Origin of the sequence: Nitrogeniibacter aestuarii (genome assembly GCF_017309585.1) — a bacterium.
GTDB classification, from domain to species: domain Bacteria; phylum Pseudomonadota; class Gammaproteobacteria; order Burkholderiales; family Rhodocyclaceae; genus Nitrogeniibacter; species Nitrogeniibacter aestuarii.
Map to the genome: position 1 here is coordinate 361,272 of NZ_CP071321.1, position 17,142 is coordinate 378,413.

Consider the following 17,142-nt stretch of genomic DNA (forward strand, 5'->3'; position numbering starts at 1 on the left):
CTCAATTCACCGCCGTGCCGGAGGTGGCAGGGGCCTGTGCCTGCGCGTTGTCCGCCCCGGTGCCGGCGGGCGCCTTGGGTGCTTCAACCAGCATCACCGTTTCGGTGTCGAGGCCGTTTTCGGCGCGCATCAGCGCCAGGTTGGCGTCGTAGTAGTTCTGGCTGTAGATCAACCCTGCGGCTTCATCCACGTTCTTCTGGGTTTCGGCCAGCGGCATCAGGATGCGCGAGTAACCGATATCCACCTCGGCGAGCTTGAGCTGTTCGATGGCCGACTTGCTGTCGCCTTGCTTGAGGGTGTCGTTGCCCTTGTTGAGGGCGGCCGTTTTCTCCGGTGTGGGCACGTAGTCGTGGCCCACCACCAGTTGCCCGTCAATGGAGACCAGGTTGGGGTCGTTCTTCGAATTGGCCCCCAGTGCCTTCTCGTCGGTGCGGGTCTTCTTCAGCCCCTGCTGCGCCTGATCGATCAGCTTCTTCGCCTGATCCGTATTGCCGTTGAAGAGGGCGATGCGCGCGGCGTGCACATCACGCATCACCTGGTAACCGTCGTCGGAGACGGCCAGGTTCATCTTCTCGGCCTTGGTGAGCTGTTCATGCTTGACGGTGGGGTTGTTCGGCGTGGCGGCGTTGGCCACCAGCGGGGCAAGCCCGGCGGAAGCGAAGGTGGCGGTCGCGAAGGCGCCAAGCACGAGATTGCGAACGGTCTTGTTCATGTTGATTCTCCTGCACCCGATTGAATGGATGAGGGTGGTCGCGACGGGGTGTCGGGTCGGCTGGCCATCCAGTTGGCGTTACTGCTTGTGCCGACTGTGATGACGCATCAGGCGTGCCAGTGAGCTAAGCCTTTGAAAACGCGTCGAAACATCGACAGCCGATTCAGGAATTGATGGCGGTGTGGGGGTGATAACCACCAATGCACCGGGTGCCGGATTCGACCGGCCGACACCGCCCCGATCGAGCGCGGCGAACCAGGGCGACCAAACGCACCAGAGCACGGGAATCCCGAACGCAACGCCAGAATGCAAAAACGGCAGGCCGAAGCCTGCCGTTTGTCTCAGTGCTCGCGGCCTTCAGCCGCGCACGCCGAATTCACGCCCTGCGCTGGCGACGACGCGCCGCAGCGCCCACCAGACCGAGGCCGGCGAGCAGCATGGCGTAGGTTTCCGGCTCGGGCACCGCGCTCAGCACATTGCCGTAGAGGCCCATGCTGGGGGCATCGACGGTGACGCCCTCGGTGTAAATGGTGAACATCCCATTGGGATTGAAGTGAAAGCTGTCGGAGAAGTCGACGTCGGCGCCGCCGTACTGGAAGTTAGAAAACCTGCCCTGAGCCGCCACCGTCAATGCGGCGTTAACACCGATGGCCGCACCGCGGGGCACCCACAGCCGCTGGATCGATGCCGTCTCATTCACGGTGTAGGTCATGCCCTCGGTGGGGTTCACCACTGCGCGGCCCGAGATCCGTGTGCTCGTGTCCGACGAGCTGGCCGGTTTGCTGAAGTCAGGCTCCAGATACAGCGGCCCGCTCAGGCCCAGCACCAGATCCCAGCTGCCGGCACCACCCCAGTCGGTCCCGGTAACGGTGCCGGTGAGGCCGCCACCCAGGCTGAATTCGACCCAGTCGCTCTGGCCGCCGTTGTAGTTGGACGAGTAGTAGAACGTGGTGTCCTCGGCCGAGGTGAACGAGGCCGAGGCGTAGTAGCGATCGGTGCCGTAGTACATGTAGGCCTGCGCATGCAGGCCGAGGGGGCTGGCCCGGGCCGACGCGTTCCAGTCATAGCTGGCAAAGCCGCCGCTGTCAGACGCAGTCGCGATGCCGGGAAAGTTGGCCGTGTTGCTATTCGCACCGGCCGAGGCCTTGGCCACGCCATTGGCCATCGCCGGCAACGCCAACACGCCCATCACACATACCGCTGCCGTTCGTGCCACCGCGCCGATGGCGGTGCTGGTCGTTCCTTTCAACATGTCATGTACTCCAAGACGAATCAATGGCAGGGCCACGCAAGCGCAGCCAATGTTCTTTGTTCGTTGTCTGGCCAGTATGGCGAGCGGGAGGGGTGGGTGCAAGACCGTTGGCATTGAGTCACACGCCTGTCGGGCGGAAGTCTCGCCGCCAGAACGCCGTCCTCCCGATGCCAATAAAGCCATCGGGGTTGGTTCATCCAGGCCAACATTTGCGCGACTGCAATCCATGGCGCCACAGTTCCTTGCGGACTCATGCGTGTGCATGAAAACGTATTCAAATCACCTGATTCAGGTGTTAAATGCCTGGCACAAATCGGGTATTCAGCGCCGGTACCCTCCGATAAAAAAATAATAAGAGGTTCCCTATGCCGGATCAGATCCTGCGTGCCGCGCATCCACACCCTGCGCTGCGGTCCCGATATCTCCAACGGCCCATACACCTCATGGTGTTTCTCGCCTTGCTTTGCCTGAACATGCTGGCCACCAACAATGCATATGCAGAAGACGTGGCCGCCGAGTTTGTCAAAGACGTCAGCTGCGCCAACAGCTGGGAGAATTCGTTCTGGGATCCCGGCACACGCTCGTGTTGGGAATGCCCGAAATCAGCGCCCAAGCGCACGATCTGGCCGGTCGACCGCGAATGGGCCTGCGAACAACCTGCCCACGAAGTGTTCAAGCACGCCAAAGGCCCGGAGAACCCGACGCCCCTGTTGGGCTTCATCAATACCAACTGCCGCGAAGGCTGGTTCCTGGATGTTGGCGGGTGTTACAGCTGCGAGGGCTACAATCGGACGCTGGGTTATAAGATCACCGATCCCCGCGCATGCTCGAAACTGGTTCCGCTCGTCAAAGCGAGAGCGATCGAACGCGGCTCACCGGGCGGTTGTCCCGAGGGATCGTTCCAGCATCTGTTCCCGTCGAAGTGTTACAGCTGCCCGGCCGGTTCCTACCGCAACGCCAACACCGGCACCGACCCGACCACCTTTGGCGCATGTACCAAGTGTGGTGGCCTCAATGGCACCCCATGTCCGCTCACCACACTGAGAAAGTCCTGCGATGGCGACCTGGTCGAGGATTTTCTCAAGCACCGGTGCGTCAAGAGCGAGACCCGCCAGCGTCAGGAAATCGCCGCGAAAAAGCTGGCCGAGATCGCGAACTTTGTGGCGAGCAAGGTCAGCTTTGCCAACTCGGTGGCAAAGAACCCCCAAGTGCGCAATGCGTTGAGCACGGACAAACCGGAAACCGCGGCCAAGGCAGTCAACACCGCAGCCGCAGGCAACACGACCATGCCGGACGGCAACGTGCTGCGCACCATGACCGTGGGCGCCACGGTCGGGGCCAAGGTCATCTACGGCGGTTCTGCCGGCGTCGGTGCCGCCATCGACCTCACCGCACGCCTGCCCGTGTATGCCTACGCTACGGTGGATCACGACGCCTCACTCGGCTTCGGCGCTGCCGGTGGCGCGGATATCGGCTTCTGGGTGTGTCAGGCCAACAAGATCGGCGGTAACGCCTGGGGGGTGGAATTCGGCCCCAACGACATTCTCGCGTTCGCCAGGGGCTTGAAAGGGGTCGAAGGCGCCCGCCTGTCCGACATGGTCAAGCCGGGATGGGACGTTGGCGTCACCCTCTGGTTCGGCAACGACAACGTGTTCCAGGGATTCACGCTGACCCCCAGCGTCGGCGCTGGTGCGGATTTGGGGGGCGTCGTCTGGGCGACGACCTCCGTGCAGGACGACCCCGATGTCGCCTGCGATGGCACGCCGCGCCATGCCAGATAGAAGCCCTCATCACCGCTCACCGGCGGCATCAAGCCGGTGGGCAGTAGCGGTGAAGCCGTGATTAAAAACTGTGGTCTGTCCGCTATTCATGATCAAAAGTCGCTGGCGCTCCGTGAAGGCGGAAATCAATGACTCTGACCCCATTGATCGCGCCCCTCCATGCCAGATAGAAGCCCTCATCACCGCTCACCGGCGGCATCAAGCCGGTGGGCAGTAGCGGTGAAGCCGTGATTAAAAACTGTGGTCTGTCCGCTATTCATGATCAAAAGTCGCTGGCGCTCCGTGAAGGCGGAAATCAATGACTCTGACCCCATTGATCGACCCCATTGATCCGATGACTCTGACCCTATTGATCCGTCTGTCCCCTATTTCGTTAAATACAAATTGACCTGCGTCCAGTTCTAACGAGATCTTGATGAATTTCGACAAACCTATCCGAAGCTACGTCGATCAATCTAGCCTCTTCTCTAAAACGCTCCTCATGTAACGGATTTCCTTTGAGTGATTCATGACGTACCCCTTGCCAGCCGCCGGAATTTGGTGACGTGTAAAGTCCAATCAAGTTCATAAGTTCTTGACCGGCTTCCATCAAATTTTTTCGCTTTACTTCTAGGTCTTTGTCTTGGAATTCATGAGCGGCATTATCCCATTCTATTAAGAATATTCTCAGCGGTTTCAAGTCTTCAAGATTAAAATCAAGTAAGAAGTCGTGTTCTTTCAAAAAATCAATAAAAGATTCATTTGGCAAATCTTTGAGAAACTTTGAAAAGAGTTGAACATCGTTTGGGTGCGATTCTGAAGTGCGTACCCTTCTTTGGGTGCTAACTTCCGTGGCTATAAAACTTGAGAGCGAGAAAATAAATGCAGCAAATGGTTCCCATTGGAATTCCCATTCGATTGGATTCCAAAATAGCCACGCTACCGTGGTCATCATGCCGATGATAGATAAAAGCTTGGCTATAAAATTCATTGGTATTGGTTTTGCAGGTGTATGGAATGTCTGGTTTTGGCTAAGTTTTTAATAATCATATTCCATCGACTGCTCTGCAAATTTCCCCTGTTGCTTTGTAGTTGTGATTCGATGGTTATTGTGAGTCTTGTTTTAAGTCGAAAATTTTCCTTAGAAAGGAGCGTAGATCGCTGAGGGAATCTGGTTGATTCTTTATTAGCCATGTAAAAATCATCGGCATGTCACGTGTTTTTTTGAACTCTAATCTAGTTTCAGACAGCTTTGAGAATATATTTGAAAGGATCTCCGCTCCATTGACATCGGTTGCGCAATCTTCAATAGCTGAGTCGAGTTCTTCAGCAACAGCCTCAATCGGTATATTTTCTCCGTGAGCGCTCAGAATGGCAGCAATCGCGTCTGCTACTAATCCGTAATTCTCAAGCATCCGTCTCTCTAAAAATAATAATTTTCCTTGTGATTCCCTTGAAATGCGTTCGCAATCGGCGCTCTTTCGCTCTTCCTTATCGAGAAGTATAGCTACCATCGGTGGGACAAGAGCCGAGGATTCTGAGAGGCGTTTGTAGATATTTGCGACTTCTTGAGGAGATATGCTCCTCTTCTTATCGAAGGAGCCGGTATGCTCCACCCTAAGAACTGCAGTGCCAGCGGATATCTCTGAGCAGAATTCATCTAAGAGAGCAGGTATGACAATTTCCTCTGTTTGCCCCTCAACCCAGAGAATGCGATCGCGTCCGTGTAGATCGGTCATGCGAATTCCCAATTCCGCGAGTTCGTTTCGCAGCTTGGGAAAGTCCGCTCCGGAAACCTGTTTCGTTACGGAGAAGGTGCCTTGAAGTTCGAACATTGATATTGAACTTGGCGCAACTGCAGTTAAAACGTCTGGTGAGTGGCCTGTGAGAATGTACTGATGCTCCTTCCCCTCGTGAGCAAGGATGCTAAGGAGTTCGCGCAACGCTTTGGGGTGCAAGAAAGAGTTTGGTTCGTCGATAGCAATAACTTTAGGATGCCGTGCAGTCAAGACGACATACAGAATTGCTATCACGTTGCCTATCCCGCTTCCCATTCGGTCAAGTGGTACTGCTAAGTCATTTCGACGTGCCTCAGGCGGCTCTGGTAAGCATTGAAGCTCAAACGCTTTCTGATCTGTGATTGGTGGGGATTGAATCCATTTCACCGAAGGAAATATTCGATGAACCCAGTTGCAAAGCATGCGATGGCCTTCAGCATCGTTTGAAGATAAATGATTTATGCAATAAGGCAAATTTCCAGCTGTCTTCTCTAGCAGGGGCTTGCCTGACGTAGATGATTTCGCCGCTGGGAGTCGTTGTGCAGAGAATCTGTAAATTCTCGACTTGTACTTGTCGGCAACATTGCTCAGTATGTTTCCAATTCCGCCAAAGTTCGAAATACTTCCATTTCGGATTGACTCATTTGCGTCACTTATGGCAGCCCTGAGCGCGAGTCCGCTTTCCGTGTTTGCGTTCAAAGCTATGCTTGTTGATCTTCCGAAATGGGTTTCAATAGAAATATGATTCCGTCCGTTGTGAACGTCGAAATATATTGACATTTCTGGGTTGTTGGCTAGCCCGTCAAGAATTATTTGTGCGGCATCGTTTGTCTGGCTTGGCAAACCCCTCAAGGTGTCCCGTGAAAGTGGTACAAATAAATCTTGAGCCGAGAGTTTTTTGTATTCAGTAAAATTCGTTCCAATGGCTACTTGGAATCTAGATTGTGGTGCTGGTTGATCCCCGTATTCGACAAGGTTTGCGATGGATTTGTGTGGAAAGGAATTTGTGACATCGAGGTCCACGGTTTCCATGGCCGTGGTTTTTCCGGAGTTGTTTGAGCCAATAAATAGATTGAATCCAGGGTGTAGATGTATCGTTTCCGAATTCAAGAAGCTTTTTAGGTTTTCTATTTCAATGGATTTTATGTACATACAGGCTTGTCGTGATATCTCGATTTGGTTCAACTCGCGTAGGGAGCAATGGCCGAAAGATAGTGCGTCAAATGGCTTTCCATAGTGCCCCGGAGAATCAGACGTTGCAATGCCTGATGGTTATCGCAGCGTACTACCGAATGGTCGTGCCAGGGAAAACGAAGTATCCGCTTGACTTGCAAAAGGCACAGCGCCATCCGGCCAGCGCCACGCAGATAAATCGGCGGATAGCGTATTTCGAGTTGGAGTTGCTGTTAGACGGTCATGCGCTTGGCTTGCGTCGTAGGTAAATGACCAAGCTCAAGCAAACGACTAAACCCACGATCAGCACACTCAGCTTCACCCCCGGCATGTGCCTCGACACCTCCACCAACACCCCCGACACCTTGTCACTCAACGACAACCAAACCCCCACCCATAGCGCACCCCCCACCATATTCGCCGGCAGAAACCGCCACCGCGTTAAACCCAGGCTCCCCGCGAGCACCCCATTCAACTGACGCAGAAACACAAAGAATCGCGCCATCACCACGACCCTCACTCCCCATTTGGCGAACAGGCATTCTCTCCGGACGAGCCGGGCGTCGATGAGGCCGACGCGCGCCGTGCTTGAGCAGGGCGTGGCGGCCGAGCTGTCGGCCGATGGCGTGGCCGAGGGTGGCGCCCAGGGCGATGATGAGTGATTCGCCGGGCAGGGTGGTGCCGATGGCTGCCAGTGCCACCACCGCTGTGTCGTCCGTTCCGATTTAGTCCGCCGCTTCGCCCCGATCCGAATCCAAGTCCCTGACCCCCTCCAACTCAAACGGCTCCATCTTCCTGTAGATCGTCGCGCGCGCGACCCCCAGTTCGCGGGCGGTGGCCGAGACGTTGCCGCCGTTGCGGGCGAGGGCCTGGACGATGGCGGCGCGTTCGGCGCTTTGGAGTGTCTGGCTGGGTTGCAGCGTGTTGTCTGTCGGGGCGACCAGTTCGGCGGGCAGGTCGTCGCTGCGGATGATGCCGTCGTGGGACAGGGCGGCGCCCAGGCGGAGCACTTGCTGAAGCTCGCGGATGTTGCCGGGCCAGCGGTGTTGTCGTAGCCGTTGCCGGCTGGCGCTGTCGAGGCGAAGCGGTCGGCCGGGCGCGCCCAGCTCGGCGAGCAGGGTGTCGATGAGGGCTTCGAAATCCTCGCGGGCGCGCAGCGGGGTGAGCGAGACGCTGAGGCCGTTGATGCGGTAGTAGAGGTCTTCGCGGAATTCGCCGGTCTGTACGCTGCGGCGCAGGTCGCGGTGGGTGGCGCAGAGCAGGGCGCAGTCGAGTGTCAGCAGGCGCGTGCCGCCCACGCGGGTGACGGCGCGCTCTTGAATGACGCGCAGCAGCCGGGCCTGCAGGGGCAGCGGCATGTCGCCGATTTCGTCGAGGAACAGGGTGCCGCCGTTGGCTTGTTCTAACTTGCCGGGTTTGCCGTGCCGGCTGGCGCCGGTGAAGGCGCCGGGCTCGTAGCCGAACAGTTCGGATTCGATCAGGTCGGCGGGGATTGCAGCGCAGTTGATGGCCACGAAGGGCCCCTGGCTGCGCGGCCCGGTGTCGTGCAGGTGTCGGGCCAGCACTTCCTTGCCCGTGCCGGTTTCGCCGGTGATGAGCACCGGCAGGCCCTGGGCATAGACGCGCTCGGCCTGCCATACGGCGCGATGGGTCTGGCGGTCGAAGCGCGGGCTGGCAGCGCCCGAGGCCGTGCGCGCGGCGGGCCGTGGAACCCCCCGGGCTGGCTCGCGCTGCACCCGTTGCGCATGCAGGGCAATGCCGTTGTGGCGCCAGAGCCGCGCCGGCCTGCTGGTGTCTCGCAGGGCGTCGAGCAAGGCGTCGTGGGTGGTGTCCAGCAGCGCGTCGATGCCGGCCGGTTCGGTGCTGTCGAGGCCGAGCAGGTGGCGGGCGTAGGCGGTGGCCCCCAGCACGGTGCCCTGGTCCGACAGGGCAATGACGCCGGCCAGCGGCGAGGCGACAAAGGCCGGGTCGCAGTGCAGGCGGATGACGGTGGCGCCGGGCAGTGCCTCGACCATGCGGTTTTCAATCGACCGGGCCGCCAGCATGAGCGGCTCGATCACCCCCAGGGGGCGGCCGTCATGGCAGCGCGAGCCGTTGAGCACCCCGGCCAGGCCCCCTTGCGGCGACATGACCGGCACCGCGGCACATGAAAAGCGGCGGATGGCCTCGAAGAAATGCTCGCCCCCGCTGACCACGGCGGGGCGGCCCTCGGCCAGCACGCAGGCCGGGCCGCTGGTGCCGGCGATGTGCTCGCTCAGATTCACGCCGGGGCGCAGGGCGGTGACCACGTCGCGCATGTCGGGCTTCTCGCCCCCGATGGAGGCCAGCACGCAGCCTTCGGCTTCGAGGAAGGCCAACGCCCAGTCCCGGCTGCTGAGGGTGTCGAACAGGCGCGTCATGTCGGGCTGCACCAGCTCGAGCAGCTGGCGGTGCTGTTCCGACAGCTCGCGAATGCGCGCACGCGGCACCGGGTCGAACAGAATCCGCGCCGATTCGTTCAGGCCGTAGTCCCGCGACCGCGACCAGGACCGTTGAACGGTGTCCGGCACGTCGTGGTGCGGCACGTCGTGCCCTTCACGGAAAAGATGCCAGGCGTGGTGAAGCGTCTGGTCGAACTCGGTATTGAAACTGGCCATGTCTCCTCCTTCGCGGTTGACTCAAATTGAGTCAACGCCCGCCGCCGAATGATCCGTTCTGCGACGGGGCGATTGGTCTCCGTATCCCGCTGCGTGCTGTCTTTTTTATTGCAGTGGTTTGTTTTTGTTGGGTTTTTGTTTTCCTGGCATGCACCCTGCAAATAGGCAGATACCCGCATCGTGTGCCGCGCACGCCCTTGTGTGTCGCGCGGCGCCTCGGTGAGGGCATCCAAAAAAAGATACATCGTTACTAGGAGAAGATTCAATGATCGAATCCAGGGGGACTGGAGACAAGCAGGCGTCGTATCGTGGTCGTGCGCGCGGCATCGTGGCCGCATGCGCGATGGCGCTGGCGCTGGCGGCGGCAAGCCCGGGTGCACACGCGGTGGATGTGGATGCCGGCGACTACACCGCACTGCCCGATGGCACCAACCTGGCCATCGTGTATTACCAGCACGCCACCCGCGACGCCTTGTTTGCGGATGGTGACAAGGTCGATGTCGATGCCGGGCTCGATTCGAACGTGGGCATCCTGCGGGGCGTGCACTACATGGATGTGGGCGGCTACATCGTCGATCCGCAGTTCCTGCTGCCCTTCGGCCGGCTGGAGGCCAAGGATGACCTGTCCGCCCTCGGCGACGCCGACGGCATGGGGGATCTGATTCTGGCGGCCACCGTGTGGCTGGTGAACGACCCGAAGGACAGCACCTACTTCGGCATCACGCCCTTCCTGTTCCTGCCCACGGGCGACTACGACAAGAAAGACGCGCTGAATCTGGGCGAGAACCGTTGGAAGTTCGCGCTCCAGGCTGGCTACATCACGCAGATTGCGCCCAAGCTGCTGCTCGACGTGGTGGCCGACGTGACCGTCTATGGCGACAACGACGACTTCGGGCCCACCGGCGCCAAGCTGGAGCAGGACCCGAGCATCCAGCTGCAGGGCTTTCTGCGCTACCAGATGAGCGACACCTGGGACTTGCGCGCCGGCATCTCGCACACCACGGGCGGCAAGACCCAGGTGGACGGCGTGAGCCAGAACGATCGTCTGCAGACGACCAAGGTCTCGGTCGGCACCGGGGTGTTCGTGACCCCGACCGTGCAGTTCATCGCCAACTATGGTCGTGACGTCGATGTGCGTCAGGGCTTCCGTGAGGACAACCGGCTCAACCTCCGGCTGCTGAAAGTGTTCTGATCGTTTGGCTGCGCCCTCCCGGTCAGGAGGGCGCGTTCACGGCGCGGGTCTTGTCGGCGTGCGCTGCGAAGGGCAAGACCGATGAGTCACCGCCTCGGTCAGGGCCTTGCCCCACCCACGGGGCGCCGTCCAGCGCCTTCGTGGTGAAGCGTCGACTCAAGGGCCCTGCAGCGACAGGTCGCGGTTCTTCTCCTGCAATCCCCGGCAACGAGTCGGTGTCCTCGCCAAAAAAGTGGCCCGCACATGGCGGGCCGAAATTGCGGGAGGCGCAACACTGGAGCCGGCTGGGAGGAATCAAAGACCGGCCAGATGTCTGGACTACGCGGGAACTTGTGGTTCGTGCGCTACCAGGCCTGCCGCGGGCGGGACCTTGAATCGGGAGACGGTGAGATTCAGCGAGGCGGAGATTTCCGAGAGCACCCGTGCTGATTCGGCGGTGCGCACCATGCCTTCGGTGGTGCGCTCGACCATCTGGGCGACCAGTTCGACCTGCCTGGCCAGGTCGGTGCTGGCGTCGCCCTGCTCACGGGTGGCGTCGGCGACCCCTTGAACCAGGTCGGCCGCTTTCCTGGCGCCTTCGACAATGGCGGCAAGACCCTGAGCGACTTCGTCGGCGGCGGTGACACTGCGTTTGACCTGAGGGAGGGCCGATTCCATGGCGGTGACAGCGGCATTGGTCTCGTCCTGAATGCCGCAGAGCGTCTCCTCGATTTCGACGGTGGCATCGGCGGTGCGCTCGGCAAGCTTGCGTACCTCGTCGGCCACCACGGCGAAGCCGCGCCCCTGTTCGCCGGCGCGGGCCGCTTCAATGGCGGCGTTGAGCGCCAGCAGGTTGGTCTGCGAGGCGATGTCCTTGATGGAGGCGGCGATCAGGCTGACCCGGTCGGCGCGGGTCTTGAGCGTGGCGATGCGTGCCGAGGCGTCGGTGACGCGGTTGGACAGCGCGTCCAGCTCCCTTGAGGAGGTCGTGACCAGCTCCTGTCCGTTGGTGGCATACAGCACGGTACGCTGGGTGTAGTGAGCGGTTTCGCTGGCGCCGTCGGAGATGTGCTGGATGCTGACAGTCAGCTGCTGCATGGCAGCGGCCATGCCCTGGGTGGCGTTGCTTTGTTCGTTGGCGCCCTGGGCGACATTCGCCGAGGTGCGTTCGATGTCACGCGCGGCCTCTGCAATGTTGCGCGCACCGCCCATGATGTCGGTGACCGAGCGGGAGAGGGCTTGAATGAGCGCGCTCAGGTCGGCGAGCACGCTGTTGGCGGGCGCCGGCGGCATATGAACGGCCAGATTGCCGGCGGCGACCTCTTGCATCGTCTGGCCGGCCAGCGCCGGGTCGCCCCCGATCTGGCGGAGTACCGAACGGGTGATCCATGCCGAGATGAGCAGGATCAGCGCGGCAATCGGCGTGACCATGAGCGCGATCCGCAACAGCGCACCGGAAAAGGCTGCGTCGATGTCGTCCACATAGAGCCCGGTGCCGACGACCCAGTCCCAGGGCGCGAAGTGCTCGACCCGTTGCCATTTCTCCACTTGTTTGTCGCTGCCGGGCTTGGCGGTCATGGTGCGGGTGAGCGGGTCGTTGCTCATGGCGGCCTCGACCAGGGTGCGCACCGGGTAGCCGCCCTGCTTGTCCTGGCGGTCCCAGTGCGCGGCGCCCTCGTATTCGCTGCGGATGGGGTGCATCACCCCTTCGCCCTTGGTGGAGTAGACGTAGTAATACGCGTCCCCCAGGTAGCGCATGTGCCGCAGCGCCTCACGCGCCTGCTGTTGGGCGTCCTGCTTGCTCAGTTTCCCCTCTTCGGCCCGTTTGGCATAGCCGCTGAGCAGGCTCACCGCGTTGTCGATCGAGGCGTTCAGGAGCATGCGCCGGTCGTCGAGCATGCGCGAGTGCAAGTGAAGGACCAGCAGGACGCAGGCGATGACAAGGCCGGCGACCGCGACGGCGGAGAGGAGAATCAGCCTGCTCTGCAAGGAACGAAAGCGCATGATGGGGCCCTTTGACCGGCAAGGCCGGCGTCTCAAGAGGTGGGTGACAAAAGCTTTGGATTGGCCGTGCGAGGTGTGTCTGATGCCTGCTAGACGCTGAAGCGCTCGACCACGGTGGTCAGTTTCGAGGCGATCTTTTCAAGATTCGCCGCCGAGCTGGCCACGTGATGGACTGCCTCGCTGTTGCGGGCCGCCAGCTGCGAGACCGATTCCACATTCTGCGAGATGCGGGCACTTGCCTGGCTTTGCTCCTGCAAGGCCCGGGAGATGCCATCGACGAGTTGCACCACGTTGGTGGCGCTGATGTTGATGTGCTCCATCGAGTTGCCGATGCCGGTGGCGACCGCCACCCCGTTGCGCACGCGTTCGACCCCGCTATTCATCGCGCGCACGGCTTCTGCCGTGCCGTGCTGCATGCCGAGCACCATCTCGGTGATCTCTGCCGTCGAGGTGGCCGTGCGCTCGGCCAGCTTGCGCACTTCTTCGGCCACGATGGCGAATCCGCGTCCGTTCTCGCCGGCGCGGGCCGCTTCGATGGCGGCGTTGAGGGCGAGCATGTTGGTCTGCTCGGTGATGTCGGCAATGGCCGCGACGATGCGCGAGATCTCGTTCGAGCGTTCACCCAGGGCGCTGATTGCCCGTGCGGCTTCATCGACCATCTGCGCGGTGTTCTTCATTTCGGAGACCGACTCCTGGGCGGCTTGCGCTCCATGGGTGGCCAGACCGCTGGATGTCTTGGTCTGTTCGGCCGACTTGTCCGCGTTGCGCGAGAGGGCATCGATGCTGCATTTCACCTCGTCGATGGCGGTTGCCATGGCGCTGGCCGATTCATATTGCCGGGACGAAGCGTCGGCCACGTCGGAGGCCGTGTGTGTCATCTGTCTGGAGGCATGGCCCAGTTCCTCGACCGTCTCCTTGAACTGGGCGATGGCGGTGCGCAAGCGCTGCGCCATGTCGTTGAAGCGGGTTGCGACCTCGCCGAGTTCGTCGCGCGAGCGGACCACGATGGACTGGGTGAAATCCCCCTCTGCCATCCGACTTGCGCCGGCCGACAGCGCCCGGACGGCGCCCATGACCGAGTAGTACATGCCGCCCACCAGGTAGCAGACCAGAAAAGCCGCACCGAGCGAGACAGCCATGAGCGCGATCTGACGCACCCGCAGGCTCTGCTGGCGGGCCAGCAGCATGTTCCGCAGGTCGGGCAGGACAGTGCTCTTGAGTTCGGTCACCAGCGGGGAGATGGCGCGTGTGCTCTCGTCGAAGAACTGCTCCGGCGTCATCTCGAAGTTGTTGTCGAGAATCTGCTGGCGAACCAGCGCACGAATGCGTGCCGCGTCGGCCACCAGCCGGATGGCAGAGGCCTCCAGCCCCTTGGAGAGTGCCGGTACCGCGTCCGCGGCGCGGTGCAGACGCAGAATGAGTGCATCCCGCGTCTGGTCGAGCTGCGCCAGGCGGCTGATGAGCTGGTCCTCCTGGTCCAGGGTCATCACGTTCTTGGCCAGCAGCGCTGTGGCCATCCCGCGCACGCGGGAGATGCGTTCGGTCATCTCCGGTCCGTTGGTCACCAGCGTGTTCACCAGATGGGTGGCGGCGGGGTCGGTGTTGAACAGCAGTCCGGATCGCAGGGCGAGTTCATCAATGAAGGTCAGGATCTGGGCGATGAGCACCGTGTGGGCGTTCTGATTGACTTCCCAGTCGGGCGGCGTGCGGAACCTCAGGGCCGTCCACTTGCCTTCGATGGACTTGAGGCTGGCCAGGAGGCTGAAGGCGTCGCCATCGACCTCGAGTTGCTGAATCAGGCTGGCGAGCGTCGTATCGACGGCGTCGCGCACGGCGTCGGCCTGTGCGTTCAGTTCCTCCCGGCCGCCGAGCACACCGCCGACGAGGTCGCGATGGGCTTGAATGGCAGAGAGCAGATCAAGTGAGCCGTTCAGTGACTGCAGGCCCACCACCTCTTGCTCGATGTCGTCGATGTCACGACCGGTCTGGCTGTAGATCTGAATGACGAAGAACGCCGACACAAGGATTGTGATGGCGCCAATCAGGTTGAATTTTGCGACGTATCCAAACCGGTCGAGCAAGGCGACGGCTGGTGTGAACATTCTTTTCATTGTTATGGCCTCTCTGTGAGCGGGCTCCCCTCCGTACTATTCTAAGCACAAAAAAATCTCGATAGTGTCAATAAAATCAACGGATTGTGGAAATCCACAATACTTTTTATGCCATCATAAGTATTTTTACGTACTCATATTTTGTTACTCAAAGCGAGGGATTCTGAGCGCAGAAAGCGTGTGTTTCGACGACGTTCGTGGATGTTCCAGGTGAAGTTCTGAAGTCGACGTATGACCGGCGGGTCAGGCAGTGATCTGTCGGGGGATCGAGTCAATCGCGCGCAAGTCGCCGCTGGCGATCAAGCATGGGGGTCTCCGAGCCGGCAAGGTGCTGGTTGCCCGCTTCTCGCGGGCGCTGAGGCGACGGCAGCGAGCGGGTCGCGCCCTTCAAGCGGGGTTGATCATCCGCCAGCCATGGCACCATGTCGCCACTTACCGTGCGACGCGTTGAGCGTCCCGGAGCTGGAGGCAGGGATATGTGGCAAGACGTGGTTCAGTGGGCGCTCGCGGCCCATGTGCTGGTGATCACGGGGGCGCTCATGATGCTGCTCTTGATCGTGAGCATGTTGCGCCAGGCGCGGACACCGTCGGCATCCGTGGCGTGGTTGCTGTTTCTGATTCTGCTGCCCTACATCGGCGTGCCGCTCTATCTGTTGTTCGGCAGCCGCAAGTTCTTTTCAGCCAAACGGCGGCCCCTGAGCGCGGGGGTACATCCGGCATTGCCGACGGTGCCGTCTGATCCGGTCCGGCACTTTCTGGACGTGGCGGGCATGGCGCCGCCCGCGCCGGCGGAGGGCGTGCGTTTCCATGCGGGGGCGGCCGAGGCCCGGAGCGCTTTGAAGCGTTTGTTGGGCGAAGCGCAGACGTCGATCGACGTGTGTGTGTTTCTGCTGGGCGACGACGTCATGGGGCGCAAGATGCTCGATCTACTTGCCGAGCGGGCGCGCGCGGGCGTGCGGGTGCGCTTGTTGCTCGATGGCGTCGGTTCTTTCTTGCTGCCCAAGCGACGGCTCAGGCCGCTGCAGCAGGCAGGTGGCGAGACGGCCTGGTTCGTGCCGCTGTTGCGGCAGCCGTTTCGCGGGCGGACCAATCTGCGCAATCACCGCAAGCTGGTGATCGTCGATGGCGCCCGGGTCTGGGCCGGTGGGCGCAATATCGGCGCGGAGTACTTGGCGGACGAGGCTCAGAGTCACTGGTGGGACCTGAGTTTCGAGCTGGGTGGCGCGGCGGTGGCAGACTTCCAGCAGGTGTTCGAGGCGGACTGGGCCTTTGCGCGCGGGCAGGCGCGGCCCGAGTCACCTGCCGCGTCGGCCCGCCTGCCGGCCGGGGCGGGCGAGGGTGTCCAGCTGGTGCCCGCCGGGCCTGACATGGCGCAGGACGTGTTGCATGATCTGCTCGTGTTGCTGATGACCCATGCGCAGGATCGCATCGTGCTGGTGAGCCCCTACTTCGTGCCCGACGAAGTGTTGCAGACCATGTTGCGGCTGGCGGCACAGCGCGGCGTCCGGGTCGAGTTGATACTACCCCGGCGATCGAACCACCGGCTGGCCGATCTGGCGCGCGGCCGTGCGTTGCGCGAGTTGGCCCATGCGGGGGTGCGAGTGTATCTGCTGCCCGACGCCATGCTGCATGCCAAGGCGGTGCTGATCGACGGTCACATGGCGCTGGCCGGCTCGGCCAATCTGGACCCGCGCAGCCTGTTGCTCAATTTCGAACTGATGGTGCTGTTCCACGACCGGGCCGATGTGGCGCAGCTTGCCGCCTGGGTGGAGGGGCTTCGGAGCCGTTGCCCGCTGTGGCAGCCCACGCCGCCGGGGGTGCTCACCCAGACCCTGGAAGGGCTGGTTCTGCTCACGGCCTTTCAGCTCTGAGGGACGGGTCGCACGGCCTGGATGGTTCAGCGGCCCGGGTGCGGGCGGCCTGATTGCCGACGCCGCACGACAAACACGGCAGCCAGCCCGATCACGAGTGCGCCCAGCACGACGAGCTTGAGGCCGGGGAGGTGTTTCAAGACCTCGACCAGAGCCCCTGACACCTTGTCGCTGAGCGTCAGCCACACCCCCACCCACAAGGCGCCGCCCACCATGTTGGCCGCGAGAAATCGCCACCAGGGCAAGCCGAGGCTGCCGGCAAGCACGCCGTTGAGCTGACGCAGAAACACGAAGAAGCGCGCCACCACCACGACGCCCACGCCCCATCGGGCAAACAGGGTTTCGGCCCGGGCGAGGCGCGGTTCGGTCAGGCCGATACGCCCGCCATGCTTGAGCAGGGCGTGACGCCCCAGACGGCGACCGATGACGTAGCCCAGGCTGTCGCCAATCACGGCGCCCAGCCAAAGGGCGAAGAAGGCCGGGACGATCGATTGGTGGGCGTGGCCGAGGGCGACACCCAGGGCAATGATGAGGGATTCGCCGGGCAGCGGCGCGCCGATGGCTTCGAGCGCCACCACTGCGGTGACGACGGGGAGACCGGCGTCGAGCAGGTGCTGGAGTGTTGGCAAATGAGGCGGCGTCATGGGAGTGGGGTGTTTCGCTCCTCCCCCTTC

The 17,142-nt window shown here is 61.4% G+C and carries 11 protein-coding genes; 3 read left to right on the forward strand and 8 right to left on the reverse strand.

Annotated features, from left to right (window positions below):
* Position 1 precedes the first annotated feature (1 nt).
* Positions 2–712, reverse strand: coding sequence for a YfdX family protein (locus tag J0W34_RS01655; protein ID WP_227815273.1), 711 nt, complete (start codon positions 710–712; stop codon positions 2–4).
* Positions 713–1,088: 376 nt separating this feature from the next.
* A complete protein-coding gene (locus J0W34_RS01660) occupies positions 1,089–1,964 on the reverse strand; it encodes a PEPxxWA-CTERM sorting domain-containing protein (RefSeq protein ID WP_230970437.1) in 876 nt (291 codons plus the stop codon).
* 365 nt (positions 1,965–2,329) lie between these two features.
* Here J0W34_RS01660 and J0W34_RS01665 point away from each other — a divergent pair, with 365 nt between their 5' ends.
* A complete protein-coding gene (locus J0W34_RS01665) occupies positions 2,330–3,745 on the forward strand; it encodes a hypothetical protein (protein ID WP_230970438.1) in 1,416 nt (471 codons plus the stop codon).
* A 373-nt stretch (positions 3,746–4,118) separates the two neighbouring features.
* Here the strand turns inward: J0W34_RS01665 and J0W34_RS01670 are convergent, their stop codons facing one another.
* The 3 genes from J0W34_RS01670 to J0W34_RS01680 form a co-directional block, all read right to left on the reverse strand.
* Positions 4,119–4,715 carry a hypothetical protein gene (locus J0W34_RS01670; RefSeq protein WP_230970439.1) on the reverse strand — a complete coding sequence of 199 codons (597 nt, stop codon included), beginning with the start codon at positions 4,713–4,715 and terminating at the stop codon, positions 4,119–4,121.
* A gap of 115 nt (positions 4,716–4,830) precedes the next feature.
* Positions 4,831–6,654 carry an AAA family ATPase gene (locus J0W34_RS01675; RefSeq protein ID WP_230970440.1) on the reverse strand — a complete coding sequence of 608 codons (1,824 nt, stop codon included), beginning with the start codon at positions 6,652–6,654 and terminating at the stop codon, positions 4,831–4,833.
* 746 nt (positions 6,655–7,400) lie between these two features.
* Complete coding sequence (locus tag J0W34_RS01680) at positions 7,401–9,311, reverse strand: sigma-54-dependent Fis family transcriptional regulator (RefSeq protein WP_230970441.1); 1,911 nt, start codon at positions 9,309–9,311, stop codon at positions 7,401–7,403.
* Positions 9,312–9,576: 265 nt separating this feature from the next.
* Here J0W34_RS01680 and J0W34_RS01685 point away from each other — a divergent pair, with 265 nt between their 5' ends.
* Positions 9,577–10,503: a transporter gene (locus J0W34_RS01685; RefSeq protein WP_230970442.1), complete on the forward strand. Its 927-nt coding sequence runs from the start codon at positions 9,577–9,579 to the stop codon at positions 10,501–10,503.
* Between the two features lie 318 nt (positions 10,504–10,821).
* Here the strand turns inward: J0W34_RS01685 and J0W34_RS01690 are convergent, their stop codons facing one another.
* Together J0W34_RS01690 and J0W34_RS01695 are read right to left on the reverse strand one after the other, a co-directional pair.
* Positions 10,822–12,486 carry a methyl-accepting chemotaxis protein gene (locus J0W34_RS01690; protein ID WP_230970443.1) on the reverse strand — a complete coding sequence of 555 codons (1,665 nt, stop codon included), beginning with the start codon at positions 12,484–12,486 and terminating at the stop codon, positions 10,822–10,824.
* 89 nt (positions 12,487–12,575) lie between these two features.
* Positions 12,576–14,597, reverse strand: coding sequence for a methyl-accepting chemotaxis protein (locus J0W34_RS01695; RefSeq protein ID WP_230970444.1), 2,022 nt, complete (start codon positions 14,595–14,597; stop codon positions 12,576–12,578).
* Between the two features lie 476 nt (positions 14,598–15,073).
* Between J0W34_RS01695 and J0W34_RS01700 the strand changes: the two genes are divergently transcribed.
* Positions 15,074–16,468, forward strand: coding sequence for a phospholipase D-like domain-containing protein (locus J0W34_RS01700; RefSeq protein ID WP_230970445.1), 1,395 nt, complete (start codon positions 15,074–15,076; stop codon positions 16,466–16,468).
* A gap of 26 nt (positions 16,469–16,494) precedes the next feature.
* On the opposite strand, the gene J0W34_RS01705 is transcribed toward J0W34_RS01700, so the two are convergent.
* The gene (locus tag J0W34_RS01705) at positions 16,495–17,112 is read right to left on the reverse strand and encodes a DedA family protein (RefSeq protein ID WP_230970446.1); all 618 of its coding nucleotides are present in this window, start codon (positions 17,110–17,112) and stop codon (positions 16,495–16,497) included.
* Positions 17,113–17,142: the final 30 nt, after the last annotated feature.